General features: G+C 42.3%; 31 protein-coding genes and 4 tRNA genes. 23 read left to right on the top strand and 12 right to left on the bottom strand.

Annotation, left to right across the window (positions count from 1 at the left end):
* Positions 1-407: 407 nt before the first annotated feature.
* On the top strand, positions 408-1,451 hold the full coding sequence (locus tag F891_RS02890) for a hypothetical protein (RefSeq protein WP_034439156.1): 1,044 nt from the start codon (positions 408-410) through the stop codon (positions 1,449-1,451).
* 97 nt (positions 1,452-1,548) lie between these two features.
* Here the strand turns inward: F891_RS02890 and F891_RS02885 are convergent, their stop codons facing one another.
* Complete coding sequence (locus F891_RS02885) at positions 1,549-1,962, bottom strand: DUF6176 family protein (RefSeq protein ID WP_004729935.1); 414 nt, start codon at positions 1,960-1,962, stop codon at positions 1,549-1,551.
* On the bottom strand, positions 1,952-2,824 hold the full coding sequence (locus F891_RS02880; RefSeq protein ID WP_004729934.1) for an ATP-binding protein: 873 nt from the start codon (positions 2,822-2,824) through the stop codon (positions 1,952-1,954). The genes F891_RS02885 and F891_RS02880 overlap by 11 nt, the downstream gene beginning before the upstream one ends.
* Positions 2,825-3,012: 188 nt before the next feature.
* Between F891_RS02880 and F891_RS02875 the strand changes: the two genes are divergently transcribed.
* From F891_RS02875 to F891_RS02850, 6 genes are all read left to right on the top strand, one after another.
* A complete protein-coding gene (locus F891_RS02875) occupies positions 3,013-4,524 on the top strand; it encodes a DUF3336 domain-containing protein (protein ID WP_005262041.1) in 1,512 nt (503 codons plus the stop codon).
* A complete protein-coding gene (locus F891_RS02870) occupies positions 4,511-5,332 on the top strand; it encodes a protein kinase domain-containing protein (protein WP_004729931.1) in 822 nt (273 codons plus the stop codon). The genes F891_RS02875 and F891_RS02870 overlap by 14 nt, the downstream gene beginning before the upstream one ends.
* Before the next feature lie 107 nt (positions 5,333-5,439).
* Positions 5,440-5,524 (top strand) — tRNA-Leu (locus F891_RS02865).
* 35 nt (positions 5,525-5,559) lie between these two features.
* Positions 5,560-5,633 (top strand) — tRNA-Trp (locus tag F891_RS02860).
* A gap of 39 nt (positions 5,634-5,672) precedes the next feature.
* A tRNA-Leu gene (locus F891_RS02855) sits at positions 5,673-5,757 on the top strand.
* A 377-nt stretch (positions 5,758-6,134) separates the two neighbouring features.
* A tRNA-Leu gene (locus F891_RS02850) sits at positions 6,135-6,220 on the top strand.
* Positions 6,221-6,281: 61 nt separating this feature from the next.
* On the opposite strand, the gene F891_RS02845 is transcribed toward F891_RS02850, so the two are convergent.
* The 10 genes from F891_RS02845 to F891_RS02800 form a co-directional block, all read right to left on the bottom strand.
* Positions 6,282-6,593 carry a helix-turn-helix transcriptional regulator gene (locus tag F891_RS02845; protein WP_005262040.1) on the bottom strand — a complete coding sequence of 104 codons (312 nt, stop codon included), beginning with the start codon at positions 6,591-6,593 and terminating at the stop codon, positions 6,282-6,284.
* The gene (locus F891_RS02840; RefSeq protein WP_005262039.1) at positions 6,593-6,907 is read right to left on the bottom strand and encodes a hypothetical protein; all 315 of its coding nucleotides are present in this window, start codon (positions 6,905-6,907) and stop codon (positions 6,593-6,595) included. Before F891_RS02840 ends, F891_RS02845 begins: the two co-directional genes overlap by 1 nt.
* Entirely contained in the window at positions 6,907-7,290 is a 384-nt protein-coding gene (locus tag F891_RS02835) for a hypothetical protein (protein ID WP_034439217.1), read from the bottom strand. The genes F891_RS02840 and F891_RS02835 overlap by 1 nt, the downstream gene beginning before the upstream one ends.
* 20 nt (positions 7,291-7,310) lie before the next feature.
* Positions 7,311-7,970 (bottom strand): PH domain-containing protein, encoded by a 660-nt coding sequence (locus tag F891_RS02830; RefSeq protein WP_005262037.1) that lies wholly within the window; start codon positions 7,968-7,970, stop codon positions 7,311-7,313.
* The gene (locus F891_RS02825; RefSeq protein WP_005262036.1) at positions 7,967-8,887 is read right to left on the bottom strand and encodes a recombinase RecT; all 921 of its coding nucleotides are present in this window, start codon (positions 8,885-8,887) and stop codon (positions 7,967-7,969) included. The genes F891_RS02830 and F891_RS02825 overlap by 4 nt, the downstream gene beginning before the upstream one ends.
* Before the next feature lie 11 nt (positions 8,888-8,898).
* The gene (locus F891_RS18245; RefSeq protein ID WP_005262034.1) at positions 8,899-9,333 is read right to left on the bottom strand and encodes a hypothetical protein; all 435 of its coding nucleotides are present in this window, start codon (positions 9,331-9,333) and stop codon (positions 8,899-8,901) included.
* Between the two features lies 1 nt (position 9,334).
* Entirely contained in the window at positions 9,335-9,841 is a 507-nt protein-coding gene (locus F891_RS02815; RefSeq protein ID WP_005262032.1) for a hypothetical protein, read from the bottom strand.
* Positions 9,838-10,458, bottom strand: a complete 621-nt coding sequence (locus tag F891_RS02810) for a hypothetical protein (protein ID WP_005262031.1) — start codon at positions 10,456-10,458, stop codon at positions 9,838-9,840. The genes F891_RS02815 and F891_RS02810 overlap by 4 nt, the downstream gene beginning before the upstream one ends.
* Entirely contained in the window at positions 10,455-10,802 is a 348-nt protein-coding gene (locus F891_RS02805) for a hypothetical protein (RefSeq protein ID WP_005262029.1), read from the bottom strand. Before F891_RS02805 ends, F891_RS02810 begins: the two co-directional genes overlap by 4 nt.
* A gap of 227 nt (positions 10,803-11,029) precedes the next feature.
* Positions 11,030-11,719 (bottom strand): LexA family protein, encoded by a 690-nt coding sequence (locus F891_RS02800; protein ID WP_005262028.1) that lies wholly within the window; start codon positions 11,717-11,719, stop codon positions 11,030-11,032.
* A gap of 99 nt (positions 11,720-11,818) precedes the next feature.
* Here F891_RS02800 and F891_RS02795 point away from each other — a divergent pair, with 99 nt between their 5' ends.
* The 16 genes from F891_RS02795 (at position 11,819) to F891_RS02725 (ending at position 20,092) form a co-directional block, all read left to right on the top strand.
* A complete protein-coding gene (locus tag F891_RS02795; RefSeq protein ID WP_005262027.1) occupies positions 11,819-12,004 on the top strand; it encodes a Cro/CI family transcriptional regulator in 186 nt (61 codons plus the stop codon).
* Between the two features lie 64 nt (positions 12,005-12,068).
* Positions 12,069-12,560 (top strand): phage regulatory CII family protein, encoded by a 492-nt coding sequence (locus F891_RS02790; protein WP_005262026.1) that lies wholly within the window; start codon positions 12,069-12,071, stop codon positions 12,558-12,560.
* 227 nt (positions 12,561-12,787) lie between these two features.
* Positions 12,788-13,576, top strand: coding sequence for a hypothetical protein (locus F891_RS02785; protein WP_005262025.1), 789 nt, complete (start codon positions 12,788-12,790; stop codon positions 13,574-13,576).
* Positions 13,576-14,898 carry a replicative DNA helicase gene (locus F891_RS02780; RefSeq protein ID WP_005262024.1) on the top strand — a complete coding sequence of 441 codons (1,323 nt, stop codon included), beginning with the start codon at positions 13,576-13,578 and terminating at the stop codon, positions 14,896-14,898. The genes F891_RS02785 and F891_RS02780 overlap by 1 nt, the downstream gene beginning before the upstream one ends.
* Positions 14,895-15,230 (top strand): hypothetical protein, encoded by a 336-nt coding sequence (locus tag F891_RS02775; protein ID WP_005262023.1) that lies wholly within the window; start codon positions 14,895-14,897, stop codon positions 15,228-15,230. Before F891_RS02780 ends, F891_RS02775 begins: the two co-directional genes overlap by 4 nt.
* Positions 15,227-15,490, top strand: a complete 264-nt coding sequence (locus F891_RS02770) for a Fic family protein (protein WP_005262022.1) — start codon at positions 15,227-15,229, stop codon at positions 15,488-15,490. The genes F891_RS02775 and F891_RS02770 overlap by 4 nt, the downstream gene beginning before the upstream one ends.
* Positions 15,487-15,999 carry a hypothetical protein gene (locus tag F891_RS02765; protein ID WP_005262020.1) on the top strand — a complete coding sequence of 171 codons (513 nt, stop codon included), beginning with the start codon at positions 15,487-15,489 and terminating at the stop codon, positions 15,997-15,999. Before F891_RS02770 ends, F891_RS02765 begins: the two co-directional genes overlap by 4 nt.
* Positions 15,996-16,673: a hypothetical protein gene (locus F891_RS02760; protein ID WP_005262019.1), complete on the top strand. Its 678-nt coding sequence runs from the start codon at positions 15,996-15,998 to the stop codon at positions 16,671-16,673. Before F891_RS02765 ends, F891_RS02760 begins: the two co-directional genes overlap by 4 nt.
* Positions 16,670-16,894: a hypothetical protein gene (locus F891_RS18150; RefSeq protein WP_005262017.1), complete on the top strand. Its 225-nt coding sequence runs from the start codon at positions 16,670-16,672 to the stop codon at positions 16,892-16,894. Before F891_RS02760 ends, F891_RS18150 begins: the two co-directional genes overlap by 4 nt.
* A 131-nt stretch (positions 16,895-17,025) precedes the next feature.
* The gene (locus tag F891_RS02750; RefSeq protein WP_005262015.1) at positions 17,026-17,538 is read left to right on the top strand and encodes a RusA family crossover junction endodeoxyribonuclease; all 513 of its coding nucleotides are present in this window, start codon (positions 17,026-17,028) and stop codon (positions 17,536-17,538) included.
* A 12-nt stretch (positions 17,539-17,550) separates the two neighbouring features.
* Positions 17,551-18,105, top strand: coding sequence for a hypothetical protein (locus F891_RS02745; protein ID WP_005262013.1), 555 nt, complete (start codon positions 17,551-17,553; stop codon positions 18,103-18,105).
* A gap of 458 nt (positions 18,106-18,563) precedes the next feature.
* Positions 18,564-18,785: a hypothetical protein gene (locus tag F891_RS17160; RefSeq protein WP_005262012.1), complete on the top strand. Its 222-nt coding sequence runs from the start codon at positions 18,564-18,566 to the stop codon at positions 18,783-18,785.
* The gene (locus F891_RS18240; RefSeq protein ID WP_034439152.1) at positions 18,727-19,002 is read left to right on the top strand and encodes a DUF968 domain-containing protein; all 276 of its coding nucleotides are present in this window, start codon (positions 18,727-18,729) and stop codon (positions 19,000-19,002) included. Before F891_RS17160 ends, F891_RS18240 begins: the two co-directional genes overlap by 59 nt.
* Positions 19,002-19,505, top strand: a complete 504-nt coding sequence (locus F891_RS02735; RefSeq protein ID WP_005262011.1) for a NinB/YbcN family protein — start codon at positions 19,002-19,004, stop codon at positions 19,503-19,505. Before F891_RS18240 ends, F891_RS02735 begins: the two co-directional genes overlap by 1 nt.
* 45 nt (positions 19,506-19,550) lie before the next feature.
* A complete protein-coding gene (locus F891_RS02730) occupies positions 19,551-19,754 on the top strand; it encodes a hypothetical protein (protein ID WP_005262010.1) in 204 nt (67 codons plus the stop codon).
* Between the two features lie 5 nt (positions 19,755-19,759).
* Positions 19,760-20,092 carry an HNH endonuclease signature motif containing protein gene (locus F891_RS02725; protein WP_034439150.1) on the top strand — a complete coding sequence of 111 codons (333 nt, stop codon included), beginning with the start codon at positions 19,760-19,762 and terminating at the stop codon, positions 20,090-20,092.
* The last annotated feature ends 136 nt before the right edge of the window (positions 20,093-20,228 follow it).

Raw genomic sequence — 20,228 nt, 5'->3', positions numbered from 1 at the left:
TTTTAGTTGTTCAAACAAGTGGGACCACCTCTAAAGTTGAGCATGATTCTCCATAAAAAGAAAATTCAATCCGTCTTTAACTTAACCATTACAAATTTTATAAGCTTTGTTACAAAGTTAATCCATCTAATTAAATGCGCTTTAAGTGTGTTGAAAAGTGACTCTGGTAAGGAACAAGATTCAAATAAGCACTTCATTTCTTATGATAATTGTTGTTTGAAATATACATTAAAATTACAGAACCAAAAAATTCTTTGTTTAAAGATAAAGCGCTATCGAAGGATAAAGCTGGCTGCCAAGAAAAAACATTACCGGCAGAAATAGCATTTGAGCTATTCAGTTTCGAGATGGCCAATCTTTAGTGATCACCAAATAAAAATGCAAAGAAATTTTAGGGAATAAATTTTATAAAAAAGCAGATTTCTATCTTTGGACTCGCTCTTGTCTCGGGTTTAATGAGTGCCTGTAGTGGTGGGGGAAGTAGCTCAGACAGTCCTACTGTCACTACACCTCCAAATGTTCCGAAGGAAAGTATTTCCTCTGAGCTTTCAGAGGAATTTGTCCTGCTTGAAGATCAGGACATTGTAGATAAAATTCGCGATAAAATTTCAGGCAATACCAGTAATGATACCGACTATAACGTCGCTCTGGGTCACATGATTGGTGAAGTATTTGCACATTATCCTTATGGGCGTACTGCACGTATCATCAAAATTTATAATCTGGGCATCAATAGTATTAAATATCCAAATCTGATCTGTTCGGAAGTCAATACCACTGGTTCGGTCAAAACCCTGAAATTAAAAACGGATAAAGATAGCTGTGTTATTCTGGACAAGACTTATCGTAAAGGCTCAACCATTACTCAGACGATGAACGGTGATACGACGACTTTAAGCTTTAGCAATGTCCGTTATGGCTCAAATGTAGATTTTAATCTCAAGGACGACTACCTGATTTCTGGCACGATTGTGCATCGTAAAACTAAAAATGAAATGGGTGAATCCGAGTCTTATCAAATCGATCAGTTGGAATTCCAGCGTATAGCCGAGACCGGTCAGGCGGGTACTTCTGGAATCGCGTTTGATACAAAGAGCAAAGAATACCTGCAAGTGCGTAATTATAATTACAGCTTGGTGGATGATTATGGCAGTGGTAGCAATGGGATTCGTACCTTAACCAGTCGTGGCACGATTATCGGTCAGCCTGACCTGGCAGATTATCGTTACAGTTTTAAGTTCAATACTACGACACCATTCAAAATGGATGAAACCGTATTAAATAACTATAAGCATTTACCAAAAGAGGGTGTGCTTAGAATTGATGACAGTTATGATCAGGTGATTGAAGTCAAACAGAACCAGCCTGAATCATTGAAGGTTACTGTTTATTTCAATGGCAGTGAAATTGATGACCTGCTGTGGTCTACCATTATCGGGGATAAACAATAATTTGAGATGTCAAAAAAGCCCCGTATTGCCGGGGCTTTTTTATTTTTTATTAGGTAGTCTTTATTACAAAACTATTTTAAATAGCCGTGCTAATAAATCAGATAGCTGTAGCATCCAATAACAATTCAGCGGAATAAACCGCTTGCCATGACGCTTTAAGCTGTTTGTGCACTTGGTCAATCGGGAAGGTACTGAATTTTGCAATATTTTGCGCTTTTTGAATGTTGTTGGCGCGCATATATGCAATCAAAAAGTCCTGACCATGAAGTTGCAGATAAAACCAGGACTCGACATGAATCTGTTCAGCCTTAAGCGTTTCAATTACTTCGTCTTGACGTGCTTTCAAAGTACGCTGCCAGTCATGAACTTGCTGCATGTGTAAGGGCTTAAGTTGAATGAGAACTGCGCCGACATCCATAATTTTAATTTTCTTTTGAGTATCATTATTATATAAATGATTTATATGAAAAAAGCGACCTGAACCGGTCGCTTTTAAGCTGTTAAGAGGCATTTAGTTGGGTTGAACCAATCCAGTGCTTGGAAAACTGATAGGCAGCACGTCCTGAACGTTGACCGCGTGCCTGACACCAGCGTAGGGCTTCAGCACGGGTTTCTGGCGTGAGTTCCATGCCTGCCTTTTTGAGATAATGTTCTACAATTTCTAAATACAGGTTCTGATCCATTGGATAGAAAGACAGCCATAAACCAAAGCGGTCAGACAGCGAAATTTTCTCTTCAATCGCTTCTTGCGGATGCAATTCGGTATATTGCGGAACATCAACCCGGGTAACCGGGGTGTTTTCATGCATGAATTCGGGTAATAAATGACGACGGTTACTGGTCGCATAAATCACAAAATTGCTGGAACCAGATTGTAAAGAGCCATCTAAAACACTTTTTAAACTGCGATAATTTTCATCTTCAGCATTAAAAGCCAGATCATCACAATAGACAATAAACTTTTCTGGACGCTCTGCAATGAGTCGCTGAATCTGAGGCAGATCAGATAAGTCATCCCGTTCGATTTCAATTAATCGTAACCCTTGATCTGCATACTCGGTGAGTAGGGCACGAACAATGGAGGATTTACCCGTACCGCGTGAACCGGTCAGTAAGACATCATTGGCAGGTAAGCCGTTTAAAAACTGCAACGTGTTCTGGATGACTTTTTCTTTTTGTCGCTCAATCCCTTTTAAATCGGCCAGTTCCATCTGTCTAAGCTGATGAATAGGTTTGAGTTCACCATGTTGCCATTTATAGGCATGAGCAGAAAAATCAGGAATTTGTTTTAGTTCGGGCAGACTTTGCTGAAGTTGCTGCAGAACAGTCGAAAGGGCATTTAAAATATGGTCAGGTAACTCAATTTTCGCCATGATTTAACATTACAGATTTAAAATTATGGCTAAGATAGTACCATTGCAAAATTCACAGTCAAAGCCAGAAAAGTATGATAATTTGCTTAAAGTAGAGAATTTTCGTTATTGTAGAGGATAGAAAATTTGTACACATTTTCTGGCTCTGGGTACGAGCTGTATCAAGAATAAATATAGGGAAAAGGCAGATGCTGTTTAAAGATTTTACTCAGGATATTAATCCACATCAGGCCTATCGTATTAAAAAGCTCAAGCAGCAGCTGCAACAGGCTGAGTCCTATGAGGAATGGAAATATATTGCCCTGAAAATAGATGAAGAATCAGGTGCACAGGAATGGAAATTTGATAACAGTTCACCCTACTTTGATGCAGAAGTGATCGCACATCGTCTGGGTAAATTACGACGCTATCGACAACAAAAGCGCACCCGTGACCTGATGTATATTTTGCGCGAAGGCCTGAGCTACGATATTGCCAACATTGCCCATCCTCTACTGTTTACCGAAGCCTATGTGGGCACTAAAAGAATTATTGAAGATTATGTCGAAGAAGTCAGCCAAGGCTTAGCCTATATTGCTTCAATAGACTGTACCTGTCTCAGTATGGAAGAAAAAATCGAATATTTTCAGCATTGTCAGCGCGCCTATGGCCAGCCAGCCCTGATGTTTTCCGGTGGTTCGACGCTGGGTCTGTTTCATACTGGTGTATGCAAAGCCTTAATGGAGCAGGACTTGTTGCCGAAGGTAATGTCCGGTTCAAGTGCGGGTGCCATCATGACCGCCATGTTAGGTGTATCCAAACCTTCGCAATATATTGATATTTTGAAAGGCCATAATTGCTTTCATGAGGCTTTTCATTTCCGCACCATGAGTGAATTGATGAAAGGTAATGGTGGTCTGGCGGATGTAAAATATCTAAAAAAATTTCTGGTCGAAAATCTGGGTGATCTGACCTTCGAAGAAGCACTCAAAACCTCAGGTCTGCATATCAATATTGCGGTTGCACCTTATGATGCTGGACAGGATGCACGCATTTTAAATGCCTATACTTCTCCGGATTTGCTGGTCTGGAGTGCGGTACTGGCGTCTTGTGCGGTGCCGGTTCTGTTTCCACCGGTTCGTTTGACCAGTAAGCGCTATGATGGTCAATATACGCCTTATATGGGTTCAACCCGCTGGGTGGATGGCAGCGTGCGCAGTGATTTTCCGCAGGAGAAAATGGCACGCCTGTATAATATTAATTATACCATTGCCAGTCAGACCAACCCGCATATCGTGCCATTCATGCAGGATGATATTTCACGTTTCCGTAAAGGTACTTTGAGCTGGCCACAACGAATTGTTCGCCGTCAGGGCGCGGTGATTACCAAAGGAATGATGGATTTCGCCCGGGAACATGCCGGTAGCTTGCCTCCTGTACGCCGTCTACTGGATCATGGCTATGGTGTAGTTGACCAGCGTTATTATGGTGATGTGAATATTGTCGGTAAATATAGCCTACGCCACTATAGCTATATGTTGCAAAATCCGCGGCCGTATCTGTTTAAAATTTTACAGCGTGAAGGGGAGCGGGCTACTTGGCCAAAAATCTCCCTCATTGAGACTCAGGAACGGGTCGGGAAAACTATTCAGCATTGTCTGGAGCTGCTAAATTATCAGCATACACTTAATCCAATACCTGAATACATTGCCACGACTTAATTTAGATCATCTCGATATTTCTGATTTTGAACTACGAACCAAAGCCCGTAGTCTGGGTTTTGGTCGGCGTCTTTATTATGCCAAGGGAAATGCGCTCTGGCTAAAAACCCAGATATCGCATGGATCTGATAGTTTAATATCATCTCCACATGCTGAACTAGGCTGGCAACATGAGCTGGATTTTTATCAGGCTCATGCCAGCTCAGGTGATCTAAATTTTTTCCTTCCACATCAAATTATTCAACAGCCTTTCAAGATCAATCATGAACAATTTGAGCAGGCCTTAATTCTGGTCGATGCGCCGGCGCATTTTCAGATCATGCCGCATCAGCAATCCATCACGCAAATTCGGCAACATTTGCTGCAAGCTGTGGAGCCTTTAATCTGCCTGCAAGAATTGGGTTATTTGCATGCCGATTTAAAGCAGGAACATTTTGCAAATAATCAGGGCAGGGTCTGCCTGCTTGATTTTGAGCATGTCCAAATACTCCATCAGAATGACCTGCATGAACTGAATGCGACACCGCGTTATATGGCGCCGGAACTGTTCCAAGGCCAAGCCAAGAGCCTACAAAGTGAAGTTTATGCTTTGGGTGTTATTTTTTATGAGTGGTTGAGTGGTCAGCGTTTACAGGCGACAGATTATCTGGATTGGGCCTTTTTGCATTGTCAGCGTCTGAAAGTTGAGTTACCGCAGCACTTACAGGCTTTTCAAGGCTTATTAGAAGAAATGTTAAGTAAGCAGAAGCAGCATAGATTGGCCGATTTTCAAGCTGTGAAAGACTACTTAATGACTGAAATTGAATGAGAAAAATACAATAAAACTTGAATTGTTTCTTATTTAATCAAACGAGTGTTTTTTTATGATAAACGGCTTGTCAGCTGGAAATGATCTCTATAATATACACAGCCATTGGGGACGTGGCGAAATTGGTAGACGCACTGGATTTAGGTTCCAGCGCCGCGAGGTGTGAGAGTTCGAGTCTCTCCGTCCCCACCAATCAATATTTGAGTAACTGGATATTGGGTGGAAGTAGAGGATTGGTGTAATGGTAGCATGACGGTCTCCAAAACCGTTCGTCAAGGTTCGAATCCTTGATCCTCTGCCAAAGTTTGAAAAAAATCCAACGCTAAGTTGGTACCCTGATGGGGACGTGGCGAAATTGGTAGACGCACTGGATTTAGGTTCCAGCGCCGCGAGGTGTGAGAGTTCGAGTCTCTCCGTCCCCACCATCATATTAAAGCAAGGCTAATGCCTTGCTTTTTTATTGCCTGAAATTTGAGGGCGGTTTTTTTAGTACCAGATTTTTGCTGTCATGGTTGATGAACATCAATGCGTTTTGGGCTTAAATTATCTAGCGAATGATTGCAAGGGCAGGGCTTTAGTAAATTTCATTGTATTGCTGCAATAATTCATGCGATCTGTATATTCAATAATTTAAATGTTATATGAATCAGTCCCATGGTGTCTATCAATTTTATCTATTGGTCTAAATAGAGCAGTATTTGCTCAATAGTGAATTAACTGATTAATTTTTGATATAAAAGTATTTAGCTTTCTATAGAACTACTTGTGAATCAGGTCTGATCGCTATAATATACACAGCCATGGGGATATGGCGGAATTGGTAGACGCACTGTGTTCAGGTCGCAGCGCCCTCTGGGCGTGAGAGTTCGAGTCTCTCTATCCCCACCATACATTATATAAAATCAATAACTTATAACTCTTTGGTGCAGATTTGGTGCAACCCTTAGTTTTAAGAGCTGCTTCTCGGTCTTCCAGTTTTTCTAGATTTAGCCATTTTTTCAATATCTGATCGATTCCATCGAGAGCGCTGTCCATCTTTTGACACACGTTTTGGCATTTTACCATCACGATCAAGCTTTCTGACATATTCCGCTGAATATCCCAAAATTTTTGCTGCTTCAGCAGTATTTAGTGTCAAAGGCTTCTTGTCTACAATTTCTTCCAGGCGCTCGACCTTCTCAACCAGATATTGATTCTGAGATTTAAGCTCTTCAAACATTGCGAAAATCTCAGGCATCCATCGGCTTGAGCCAATTTCCATCAGCTTACTTCTCCCAAAGCCTTTACCACACCACTCGGCAACTTGCTCAAATAGCAGGTGAACAGGTGATACAGCTTATCCGCGTTACTCTCATCTACTGTGATAATCCCACCAGTGCCGCTTTTGACTCTTTGGCGTGACCAACCACGCATGTGATAGGTGAACTCATTGTCATAATCCACCGCGTTTAAAATCGCATTGAATGAGCCAACATCACCGGCAGACCATGTTTCATGATATGGCTTGTCCTTAGCCACAAGATTATCGATCTGAAGCTGGGCGAACTGCACATTGGTTAATTGAATTTCAGTCATCACGCCACCTCATAGAAGCGCTTGGCTTCTTCAAAATCAGAAGTAATTAACTCAGCACTATCTTTGTAGCAGTGCACGATTTCACCGTACTTAAAAACTTGTTCGGCTTGCTGCATGTTTTTGCACTGATACATCGGCTCTTTAAACCAGTCTTCTGTGTAAAACATTTGTTCCTGGTGTTCTTCATCTGTGCCTTCCCATTCTTGAACCTGAAAGTATTCATCAAATGATTCGATCATGAACTGATTACCTTCAGCCTTAGTCATTGCTCTGTAGCGAGCCAAAGCACGTTCAGCAATTTCTTTTGATGCAGCAGGTGACTGCCCATGCGGACTATCATCTTCAGGGCAGATTCCTACGCACCACAATTTATTCTTTTCCATCCCACCACCTTCTTTAATTTTCATGCTGCTTTCACTCCCTTGCTACGTTCAGACATAAGCCTTGCGTAATACTCCTGACAGTGCGGAATTTTGTCTTTGATCTTCTGGATGATGGATTCATCACGCTCAATGGTCACAGTGGTCAGGCGTTCACGAATGTCGATAGCTTCAACCATGTCAATCAACTGCTCTCGATCATCCCAATCCTTTGTGAGTTCCAGTGGAGTGGGGAATAACCAGAAATCCACCTCAGCAACTTCGCATTCATACAGCCACATGTAGGCTTGCATCTGAACGTCATAGCCTGCTTTTTTAACCTTCTCCATTGCTTCATCAACAAAGAAGGGATGGGTGCCAATATCCCAGGTGCATTTCGTGTCAATGATCAGCTTGCGTTCCAGATCCAGCACATCACACTCACCAGTGATCAGGTCATTACTGACCCGACCAACATGTTTTATAAGCTTGCGAAATCGCATCTTTCCAGACATTTCAATCGCCACATCTTCAAGCAAATTCCCTTTAGCCGTGTACTGGTTGCCGGTGAATGATCGGAAGCCATAAAGATCTTCTTTCACAATCTTGCGAATGGAGTTCTTAGCATCACTTGTAAGCACTTCGCTTTTAAGCTTTGGCGTACCAATCAAGTTGCTCAAGGAGGAACAGCGGAATAGCTTCATGGCAGCACCTCCACAGCTTGACGTTGCGCATCTGTCAGCGCGTACTCACTCAGCACATAATCTTTCTCGAATGCACCACCTTTGATTTGCTCAAGAAGCACTGGAAACTCAGCATCTGGAACAGTCATCTTAGTTTCGATTGCGCCTACCGACTCGTTATGGTCGATATAATCAAAATCATTGGTCTCTACATCGCGAACAATTGCTTGATCTGCAAGTTGTGCTGTCTGCATCTCAATTGAAAGTGGTGCCTGTTTTGATAGCAAAAGTTTAGTCACAGTCTTAAGGGCCATAGATTCAAAGTTGTCCTTCCAGACACCAGAACCATATTTGAATGACTGGCTATATTTCCCAGCATGCTTTTTCACATCAGCAGTACTCATGTAAAGCTCAGCTGTAAAACCATTCAGCAGTTTAAAGAAAGCCACATAACCAATAGCTTCACCCTGATTTGGAATAGTCCAGTCGAACTCATAACCAAGTAGAGGATTGGCTGAAATCAATTGGCCTTCATACACTGGCGTTGCAGCGATACGTGCAAACTGGCCTGAACGCTGTGCCAACTGAATAAAGCCTTTGTATCCCATCTGGAATTGAGCCTCTAAAGACTCAGACCACTTGCCTTGAGCATCTTTGAACTTGCGCTTGTATGGAACAATGTAAGCAAAGCCAAGGTTGTTATTGATTGGCAAATCAAGTGTTGCTGCCATCATTGCCGCATTGATTACAGTTGCTGGTACTGCACCTTTAAGTTGTGGCTGGTTTGCTACCTGCATCACCGAAGCCAAGAAGCCTTGAGTTTTTTTACCAAGCACTTCTTCAAATTTTTGACGGATTTTTGCATCAGACACGTAAGCCTTGATTGATTTTGGGTCGTGTTCAGCGATCTGATTTTCTTTTTTTACTGGTGCATTCATATTCTTATTCCTTAAAATTTGATGTAGCTATGACAAACTGAACACTGATCACCGCAAAGTTCCTGAATGTCTTTGCACGAGTAGCAATATTCAAAAGTCGCCACATCATTCTTAGGTGTGCCGGGTATCTGCTTTTTGGCTGGCAGATTCCAGTTCATATTCATTGCGTTATGCCGAGTAACGTCATAGCCGCGATCTTGGTCATACTTGTATCCAAGATCATGGGCCAGCAGATTTCCAGAGCCTTTGCCGTAAACAATCCCAAGCTCACCATTCAGCTTGAAACGCAAAGCTTCATCTTGCTTAGGCTCAGATAAAACCTCAGCACCTTGATCCACAAGCCAGTTCGAGAAGTCTTCAAAATCACCACGCTTAAATAAAACCTTTCGATTTAAATACTGGCCTTTACTTGAGTATCTAGCGCGGAGGCGATCCCATTCATTCATCTCAAACCACCTCTTCAAATAGTTGTTCCGCGTACTCATTCACGAGACGCTGTAATTCTTTAATCTGCTCATCATTCAGCGTAAATGTCCGACCTTCCTCAGCTTCAAAGTTCCAAACATCCAGCAAAGTCACAGGCGTATCTTTCACCACCAGCCAAGAATCAATATCCACTGGTTCTGCATATCGCATATCACCATTCGAGCTACGTATCTCAGTCATCGTGTGAGGCAATACAGCCATTGAACAATCAGCCGTTGCATAAAGGTTTTCACCAATCTGGCGATACAAACCAAACGTCAACACGTTATTTTCAATCGAAATATCCGAATCAACCTTGAAACTTGGTAGGTCTGAAAAGTACAAATCGCGGGTGAAATCTTCATTTACTTTGCAGTCAATTACCTTGGTGCTATGACCATCACGGCACAGGAACAAAGACTGGTTTCCGATGTGATGGATCGGGCGCATTGCCGCACCACATCCACAGAATTGAGCGTAAGTGTTCATGCTGGCACCTCATTAGATTTATGCGCGTCATACAGCTTGATTGCGTGAACAATGGCGTAGCAGCACCAGATATAGTGAAAAGTAGCTTTGGTGGTTGGGGCTTCAAAAAAATCTGTTAAATCCATGCCACCTGCTTCATCTGCATCCCAAGAATTGATTTCATTCCAGAAATCAAACTCACCTGATCCTTGAGTTCCACTTATGAAACTGGTGACAGCCTCCAGTGCCTGCTTGGATTTTTCTCTATCTTCAGGATCGGACAGATCTAAATCTTCTAGAAAATTGGTTAAATAGCCTTGTACAGACGAATTGGCTGTATCAATATCAAACTCACTAATAACACCAGCTTCTACTTTTTCTCCCCAGTAACCCGGATTGATGTAATAACCAGACTGGGGGCGGAAAAATCCAAACATGTCATTTGTGCGTTGAAAAATGAAATCACCCATATCGCCAGTAATCATTAGATAGCCAGGGCGAGTAGTGATGTTGTAATGCATCTCCATGGTGTTAGGGTTCGCAATCGTAATATCGCGGAATACATCTTGATCTAGGTTCACAGTCAGTTGATGGTGGGCAACATCTTTCAAGAATTGCTCTAAAGTTGGATGACTCACTTCACACCCCCAGCAATCGCAGCATTAATCTTTTCAATTTCATAACGATCAACGTACGCATTAACCGTCTTGTCAAAATGCACCACGTTTAGAATGTCCAGAAACTCGACTGAGGCATCATCAAGTGCATACTCGACATAAATGCTGTAATCGTCAGCTTTGACAGTAGCGACACAGGTTTCATGGCAAGTACGTTTAAGCACTTCATATTTTTGAGCAGTGATAACCACTTGAGGATTATCATCAGCCACTTTGGCAGGCTGGAAAGCGTAAGCTACTGCTATCCCCGCGCTGATTGATGCTGCAATGAATGCAGACTTGAGAATATTGGATTTAGTTGTCATAATAATTTCACTCACTGTAGGGTGGGTCATGCCTCAGGTGGTTCGCAGCACGCTGGGGCTTTTCTTTGTTTATGAGATTTATAGTAAGTTAACTTACCTATATGGTCAAGCGTAATAGTAATAAAAATTACCATTTTCTGTAAAACTTACTTTTTTATTTTTCCGCAGGCAAAAGAAAACCCGCTCGAAAGCGGGTCATTTCTAAGGCTTGCTAGGGATGAATAGGCTTAATATTTAAAATCTTTATGGTGCTGAACAACAACGCCAATTATTGAAATTTCGATTTGAGCTGAGTTGTAAGTAGGGAAATCGGGGTTTAATGGCACCAATTCGATAATATCCACACCATGCTCATTCACACCGACTACGCGATATTTTTTAAATGTGGTCATGGCTATACCATGCTGTATTTCTTGTGCAACAACCAGCGATCCAGGCTTTGGCTCCAAAGCGGCATCCACCACAATTTCATCACCTGGCATAAAGTCAGGAGCCATGCTCAAACCATCTACCTCTAAAGAGAAAACTGCATTGGGATCTCTACCCTCATAGGTTGTAAAGGTTTCATCCTTTGGATGCATGCCATCATATACAACTTCTCTCCACATACCCGCCTGAACAAAATCTAACACCGGAATCTTCCTTAATTTCCTTTTTGTTGGTCTTACATTTGAGAATATTTCTCTCTCATCTTCCTGTCGAGCAGGAGCATCACCTTCTTTGCCAGAAGTAAGCCAGTCTGTAGTTGTGCCTAGAACTTTCGCAAGCGCTGTCAAACTATCATGCTTAGGAGTGTTTTCATCTTTCTCCCAATAAATAACCGAAGTTTTAGATACGCCAATTGCGTCAGCTAATTTTTGCTGAGTTATTTTTTTTGAATTTCGCAATCTTTTAAGTCGTACACCCAGAGTTTCCATGGTAGTCCCACAAAATATAACGTAAGTAATCTTACCAATTGACTAGGTAAGTTTTATGTAGTTTAATGAAGTAAGTTAAATTACTTTAAGGTAAGTTAGATGACTAAATCTGAAGCCTTAACTCTACTGGACTGCACTGTAACGCAGTTAGCAGCAAAGTTAGGAATTACCCATAACGCCATCAGTCAGTGGCCTGAAGAAAGAATCCCTTTAGTTCGTGAATATCAGATTCGCGACCTATCGAAAGGAAAGAAACCCATCAAACGCAAACCGGAAGCTGCTTAACCATTAAGAGAATTATGGTCTGGTGGGTGAATTAAATAAACGTGAAAGTAAACAAGGTGTTCACATGGATATATCGAAAGAGACCAAAACCGCATTGCACAAGATGGTGCACCAGTCGAACAGCATCACTCCAAAAGAGATAGCTGATCTTGTTGGTGTGTCTCATAACACGATTTTGAACTATGCCAATCCAAACATGGAAAACCATCTGCCGAGCCTAAAGGCATTTGAGGCAATGCTGACTTATACGCAAAACCCAGCTCCATTAAAAGTATGGGCGCACAAATTAGGTTTTGTATTGGTTCCAGTAGATCAAGCTCAAGGCAGGGATCATGAGCTAGGTGTTCTTGAATCGCTTCTTGGCATGAATGTAGGCAATGGTGCAGCAAACAAGCAGGTTTTATCTGCTCTGGAAGATGGTGTGGTGACACCTGCTGAAATGGATGAGACAGATCGCATTCTGGAAGAAATTGAACAGAAAATTCAATCTTTGCGTAAGGCCATGAAAGGCGAGTGTGCAAAGTATTTATCGGCTCTACAACGAGAAAAAGCCTGATTTGCGAGATCAGGCTTTTTAACTCAATTCGGAACTTGGAAGAAACGAAATGAATCTACAAAACAATATATCACATCATGCAGAAAGGGCAAATGACTACCATAGCCCAGACTGTGTTGATTTAGAAAATTGCCCAAAGTGCAAAGCTTATGTCGAATCAGTCAAAGTTGACTTGTCCACATTCTCAAGACTGCTTGCCGATTTTAATAAGCAGTTCGGGGGTGGACATGAGTAAACTTCTCATTAATGAAAATCCGATGGTGATTTCACCGACGCTTGTAATTGAGCTCGGCTCATTTGAGGCAGCGGCTTTTCTTCAGCAATTACATTTCTGGCTTGGTGTGTCTCAACACCAACACGAAGGCAAGAGTTGGGTTTACAACACGCAAGAGCAGTGTGTGGAAATGATGCGTGGCACGATATCTAAAAGTACTGCAAAGCGCATTGTTAAAAAATTGCAAACCCTCAATTTAATCACCGTGGCTCAGCTTCATAACAACAAGTGGAACAAAACAAATTACTTCACTATCAACTATGTTGAACTCTCAAAGCTAGAGCAAAAATATAGCTCAAACCCTTGTGTAGCAGATTGGGTCAAGTTGAACCAATCGAATGGTTCAGGCTGCACCAATCGAGTAGACCAATGTGAGCCAATCGATAAGACCAATGTGAGCCAATCTTTACAGAAGAATACTACAGAAGAAAACAAACAGAATATTATTGATATTCAATTTGAAGAATTCTGGAAAACAGTACCTAACAAGGATGGGAAAAAACCAGCACAAGCAGCCTTCAAAAAAGCAATTAAGAAAATTTCTCTTGATGACCTGGTCATTGCCTACAAGGCTAATGTCCAAGTTTGTGAAGCACAAAACCGATTTAAGAAAAATCCAGCTACTTGGCTTAATCAGGAATGCTGGAATGATGAATCGATCCAGAATGCAATTAAGCAATTAAAGAATCCACAACCAGCACCAAACCCTCAAAACCTTAAAACAGTCAAGGGGGCTTGGTAATGTCTGACATCCATAACATCGCAATCGAGCAATGTGTACTTGCTGCATTGATGACAGTTCAAAACTCTTATGAAACTGTGGCAGGTGACTTAACCCAAGACTGCTTCTTCTCAACAAAGCATCAAGAGGTCTTTAAAGCTATTTCCGAATTGGCTGACTCTGGAAGACCTTATGACGCTGTACTGGTTGAACAGAAACTCAATCAAAGCAAATCGCTGGTTGATGCTTCTGACTACCTGATGACGATCATGTCTGAATCACCATCAAGTTTTTATAACTTGGGCAGCTATGTATCTGAACTCAACAAACTGAAATCACACCGCAAGGTTGAGGAAATTGGCAAGAAGATTGCCATGATTGCCCATGATCTAAATCTAGATGATGTCTTTGCTGAAGCAGAGGGGCTATTTAGCGGATCAGACAATCAGGATCAGAATAACTTAGGTTCAAGCTTTGAAGACTCCATTGAAAGCGCATTGCAGAAGATGATCGAGAAGGCTGAAGCACTGGCAGCAGGTAAGCCGTCAGGTGTGAGATTCAATCTGCCTACTTTGGACAACCTCATCGGTACAGTTCAAAAAGGTCATTTGTGTGTCGTTGGTGGCAGACCGGGTTCAGGTAAATCGACTTTGGCTCAAATGCTGGCACTGGATACTGCAATCAAAAACAAAGGTGTGCTGTTTGTATCGGCTGAGATGGACAAAGAGACTTTGGCCAATCGCATGATTAGCGCCTTGAGTCTGATCCCGTATGACGAATTACATAACGCTCGTATGTCGTCAGGTGTGATGCAGGACTTCACTAACGCTCAAGCTGCCTATGCAAAATTGCCAATCTGGATTGAACCAAAGCAAAAGCCAACCTTGAGCGAAGTTCGTACCTATGTTCGCAAAGCAGAGCGCCGCTACAAGAAGATAGGACTTGGGTGCATCGTTATTGACTACTTGCAGTTACTTCGCAATCCAAGCCAAAGAGACCGCATTCAGGAGGTGGCATCTATCAGCCGTGAACTCAAGTCGATGGCGAAGGAATTTGAATGTCCAGTGATTGCATTGGTCCAGTTGAATCGTGATGCAGATAAAGGCTCGCGCCCAAAGAGTTCAGACATTAAAGAATCGGGTCAGATCGAACAGGATGCAGACCAGATCGTTTTATTGCATCCAAAACTACAATCAGAGGACTTAATGCCGACTGGTGTGACTGAGGTGTTAGTGACTAAAAACCGTCATGGCAAGAAGGGAATTGTGTTGGTTCAGGACCAATTGGATGTGTGCCGTTTTGCAGCAGTGCAAGTTGAGGAAAGCGCAGGGGGTGGGGTGTGAAAAAACGTCAAATTAAAAAACTCAACAAGAAAGCAATGCTCGCACTAATTGATTGCGGCTGGTGTGAATCAAGTGATTTTGGTCTTTGGGATGGCGATTGGATTATGTATGTCCATACTGAAACACGAGAGGAATGCTGGACCGATGAGGCTGAGCCATTTTCATATTTGACTGGTTTGGTTCAGGACACACTGATTGACTACGTTGAGGTCAAGGATGATTCATGGATGGGATTTCATGTTGAGCAAGTGTGGAAAAGAAGCCCTGATTTAAGTGTTATTGAGATTTTTTCAATTTTCAAATCCACCTATGGATTGCGGGGTGCCGCATGAACCAATCACTTTCAAAACTCAATAGTGCTGCCGTGCTAGATCGCGGAATTGATGTCCTTCTGGCTGTTAAAAACACCCCAGTAGCAACGGCATCCGAAATTCAACAACAAGTTATGCCAGATGTGACGAAACGCGCGGTACAGCGATATTTAAAAAACCTTGTTCAGATTGGCCTTTTGTACGCTAAATCCAAAAGTGGTGAGGAGTATCGGTACTACCTGACAGGTAAGGCCAAACAGTTATTTGGGGGTGCAGCATGAACATCAACAAAGCAGAATTTTTAGAGCTCGTAAAAGCTGAAAGCGTTGCTCGCAAGTCGACTGCACCAGTAACTGAAAAAGAAAAGCTGCGTAAACAGTTAAACCGGGATGTTAAGAAGTTTCTTAAGAGTGGTGGCCAGGTTGAGCAGTTACCAGGTACGGAATTTAAACCACGTCCACAGCGGTCAACAGTGGAAAGCAGTGAAAATGGATATATTTCCCAGTACCAGAAAACGCGCCTGGCGAACTGGTGTAATTCGGGCGGACATTCGAACCCGAGGCGCAATATTTTGTCTGAATTAACTGGTATTTCGCTTCAACGAATTAGACATACCACGGTGATGGGTCATAGCAACCGCTTAACTCGGGGTGAGTACAAGAAAATCTGTGCGGTGATATCGAAGGCCGAAGAATTGCAGAAATTGCGCGACGATGAAGTGCTTAAAAGGAAGGTGCTTAAAGAAAAAACAATACAAAAAAGAAGATATCAAAAAAGGAAAGCAGCATGAAAAAGCGCAATAAGAAATATAACCCGAATAAGTTGGGTCAGGTCAAATTGTCAAAAGAAGCTCAATTTCGGGCGAATTGGAAAGCCTGCGATGTGTTGTATGAGTTCCAGATGGACTTTGTTGTTGAGCATGTAAACAAGGTAATTAACGAGTACGTGGAAGAAAACAACTTGCCTGAAGATGCTTATGTGCCTGCTCATGTGACGATTGGCGCTTATGAAGAACAGGATTTGATTATTGCACTCAAACAACAATTGATTAAAACGCCTGAATCTTGGGAGATCGGCATTGACTCGCATTTCTACAATCTGGAAACAGACGAAATGCTAACAGTGCCATTTGCATTAACCTTGCCGCCGATGACACATGCTGAATTGATGAATGGTTGCTCAGCTAAGGTGTATTTAGTGGATGGCATCAAGACAGTTATGGGGGAATGGGAAGGATTGCAGAAGGAGATGATTAAGAACTGGGAAAAACAAGGTATCCCAGATGGGTTTGAGTTGGCGCAGTCACAAGTCCGAATGATTGCACAAGCTCACTTCAAAGATTTTCTATCCTACTGCCAATTCCAATCATATTTGAGTTTGCGCGATGCAGGCAAATTGATTGCGTCACTTAAAAAAGAGGAAAACCAGTGGTCGTTAGTTAATAAGCGAGGGAAAGCAGCATGAACTTAATCGAGAAAACAGAATTAAAGGAATGTGACCATGATTGGGAAAATATTTCCACAGTTGAGAGTGTTGAGCGCCAGTTGATCTGTACCTATTGCTCAGAACGGAAAACAGAGCCTTTTTATGTGAATGTAAAGCGGTGGTCGGATGAGGAAACTGACCATTGTAGTGATATTCGGAATCATGTTTCTCCAAATACGAAGGTGATTGAGCATGAGTAGATTCCAGCAAGAAAACGCAGTGCTTTTGCTTTGCCTTGTCATCCTTTATGCAGAGTTCAAAACGATTGCTCTGGGTATAACGATGCTGATTGCCATGGCTAGCTTTGTTTTGGATTCATGGAGAGCTACCAATGACTAATCTCCGTATCACCGCAGCACAGGCGCGAAAAGCCGGTATTGGGCCTCGATTTGGCGTAACAGCCAAGTCGGGGAAAAAGAAATCCAATCCAGATCCTATACCAAAGGTTCCGGCTCATTTGGTCGAAGGGAAGGGATTTGGTGTCATGAATGATGAATTGCTCTGGTGTGAAGTTTTAATCACACCTCCTTCGGTAAATCACTACTGGATTCGTGGGGCAAACAAGACCAATCGATTAAGTAAGCGTGCAATCCACTTTATTGACGTTATGAAGCGTTTTATCGAGCCGGCAGGGTATCAGGGCAGAGTTCGCGTAAAGATCGAATACGCGCCACCTGATGCGAAAATACGCGACATCGATAACATCGTAAAACCATGCTTTGACGCTTTGTCGAAAGGTGGATTGATTCTGGATGATTCCCAGGTGGATGAATTGCTTGTAAAGCGGTTGCCATCGGAAAAAGGCGGGAAGCTGATTATTCAAGTTGAAAAGTTAAGGGTTTGAGGGTGGATGGGGATGAATGCGATGGTTGAAAAATTTGAACAGTTTGAATGGTTGATTCGGGGTACTACAGCAAAGTCACCTAACTTTGAGCCTGTGGTACATGGGACTAATGAGAAGCCTTTAACATATCAAGATAAGTTAGGCGCTATTGCATCAATGGATACTGATCTAGCTAAGGCAATTGCTTCAGTTATTGTATTTGGCCCAGCGGCAAAAGCTGATTTTGATCATGTGCAGGAACATTTGGCAAATATTATGATTTTGAATGCAGTCCAGGATAAACGTCGTGAGCCGGAGGGAATCAAGATTAAAGATTTAGCCAAACGTGTTGCTTTTATGGTAATTCAGTTCGCCTTAGAGCCGACCTTCGAAGATAACTTCACAGCTAAAGGGCGATTGCATCTTGCGGCTGGCGTTAGAGAATCTGAGATGAGCTTGAAGGCTTATGATTGCACATGGAAGCAGTACGAAAAACTGATGGCATTGGCAATTGATTCCGCAATAGATGAAGCATCCAAAGCTATTAAAAAGTATAAGAAAAATACTTACAAAGAATTTGAAGTATAAAGCTAGTAATATTTTTCTGATTCAGGTATTCTTTTTCTATACTGGTCGTATTACGGTTCAACCGAGACCAAGTGTTATCTGATAAAATGTTGACTGCTAGGAAAGACTAGTAAAGGCTCATCGAAAGGTGGGCTTTTTTAATGCCCTGAGAAATGTTGGTGTAAGCAATATCGGGGCACCAATGGCGGTCCTATTAATTTCTAGTGGTTTTTAAATTAATACCGCCTCCCAGATTCAGGAGATCCACATGCTCCAATTCTTAAAACGCCTATTCTGCTTCCACCACTACGATTACGAGTCTGATATTTTTATCCAGATCGAATGTCGTAAGTGTGGCAAATGGCTGGATGAATAAACCCCTGCCACTTCGGTGACACTCGCCGGACGGATTACGGCACATAAGACCTCGCCTAGATAACGAACTTGGCGGGGTTTTTCTTTTCTTATTGGTGGTGGTTATGGACATAGTAGAAGCAAAACGGAATTTAGAAGTTCTGGAAAAGAACCGCAGCCGATTGATGAACTACAATCATCTGTTCTCAAGCTATGCATTTAAAGAAATGTGTGGTGCTGAACTTCGCAAAGTAAACAAGCAGATCCACGGCATAGAAGAACAATTAAATGCGGAATCAAAAAAGACTCGCAGCAATCAGAAAGCTGCCATGCATTCGATGTGGTAAGCCCAATAGCCAAGCTGCTCATTCAAATAGTGCCAAGCATGGCAAGGGTAGATCGATTAAGGCTTCTGACCAGTTCACTGTTTCCCTTTGTTTTAAATGCCATGCTGCGTTTGATCGGTTTGAATTAGGCAATCGGGCAGAGAGTGAAGCCATGTTTGATCAGTGGTTGGTGAGAGTTGAGCGGATGTTGGTGATGGAAGATAGAGAGGTGTTTTGATGGATAAGGTTGGACCAGTATCTTTCATGATTGACTCGCATCTCAATATCACTAAAACGATTGGATTCCTGAATGCCTGGCATCAAAAAGCTATAGATCAGGGTAAACCGCTAGTTGTTCACATAGATCAGAAGGTCGAGGACCGAAGCAAGGCGCAGAACCGGCTTTATTGGCTCTGGGTGTCGCAATGGTCTAAGCGCCAAGGCACAGATAAAGATTCAGAGCATCTGTATTTCAAGAAGCAATTCTTATCGCGTATCTATGATCGTGATGAGGTTGGTCAGTACAAGCAGACCTTTGCAGCAGTCAAAGTATTAAAAGAACAAAAGCATCCGCAATACCAGGCAGTGGCAGACGGATTGAATGAATTAATCAGCACCACAGATGCAACGGTAGATCAGTTTACTGAATACCTAAATGATATTCATGCATTCTGCAATAAGCATGGGTGCTATCTGCATACACCTGATGACTTGATGTATGCATGGGAGATGAGCCAATGACATGCCAAGGCTGTGAAGCACGACGCAAATGGATAGAGAAACAATATGAGCGATCAAAAGAAAGAATGCGGTTGTGCATCGAACGACTTACTCCTAAAGCTACTCGAACAGAACAACCAACTAATAAACCAAGTGGCCCAACTCATCCAGATCAACAATGAGCAGAATGCTCAGATCAATGAGCTATTGATTCAGGTGGAAGGTGGTGAGGATGATGAGCCTAAGAAGTCACAGTGTTTGGATGGGTGAGTAGTATGAGTGGTACACCATCATGGCGAAGCGACAAGCGAACATCAAGTGAACGCGGATATAACTCAAGATGGCGTAAGGCTAGAGAGTCGTATTTAAAGTCACACCCTTTGTGCGTTATGTGTGAAGAACAAAATAAGATTGTGGTTGCAACCGTAGTCAATCACATTGTTCCACATAAAGGTGATCAGTCTTTGTTTTGGGATAAGAGTAACTGGCAAGCGGTTTGCAAATTACATCATGATTCAACAATCCAGAGACAGGAAAAGCAAAACATTATTGTTGGTTGTGATGAGTCTGGTTTTCCACTCAATCCTGATCATCATTGGAATAAATAGAATAGAATCAAAGACATGGGGCGGGTATCTGCTTGAAAAAAAACGTTTCAGTTAAAGACCGCCCCTGTACCATCTTCTTAATTCTATTGGGATTTTAAGGGCTAGAACACATGGCAGGAAGGAAGCGATCAGACAG

The organism is Acinetobacter sp. CIP 101966, assembly GCF_000369725.1.
Classification (GTDB): domain Bacteria; phylum Pseudomonadota; class Gammaproteobacteria; order Pseudomonadales; family Moraxellaceae; genus Acinetobacter; species Acinetobacter lwoffii_Q.
This window is presented reverse-complemented; position numbering and strand designations above follow the sequence as displayed.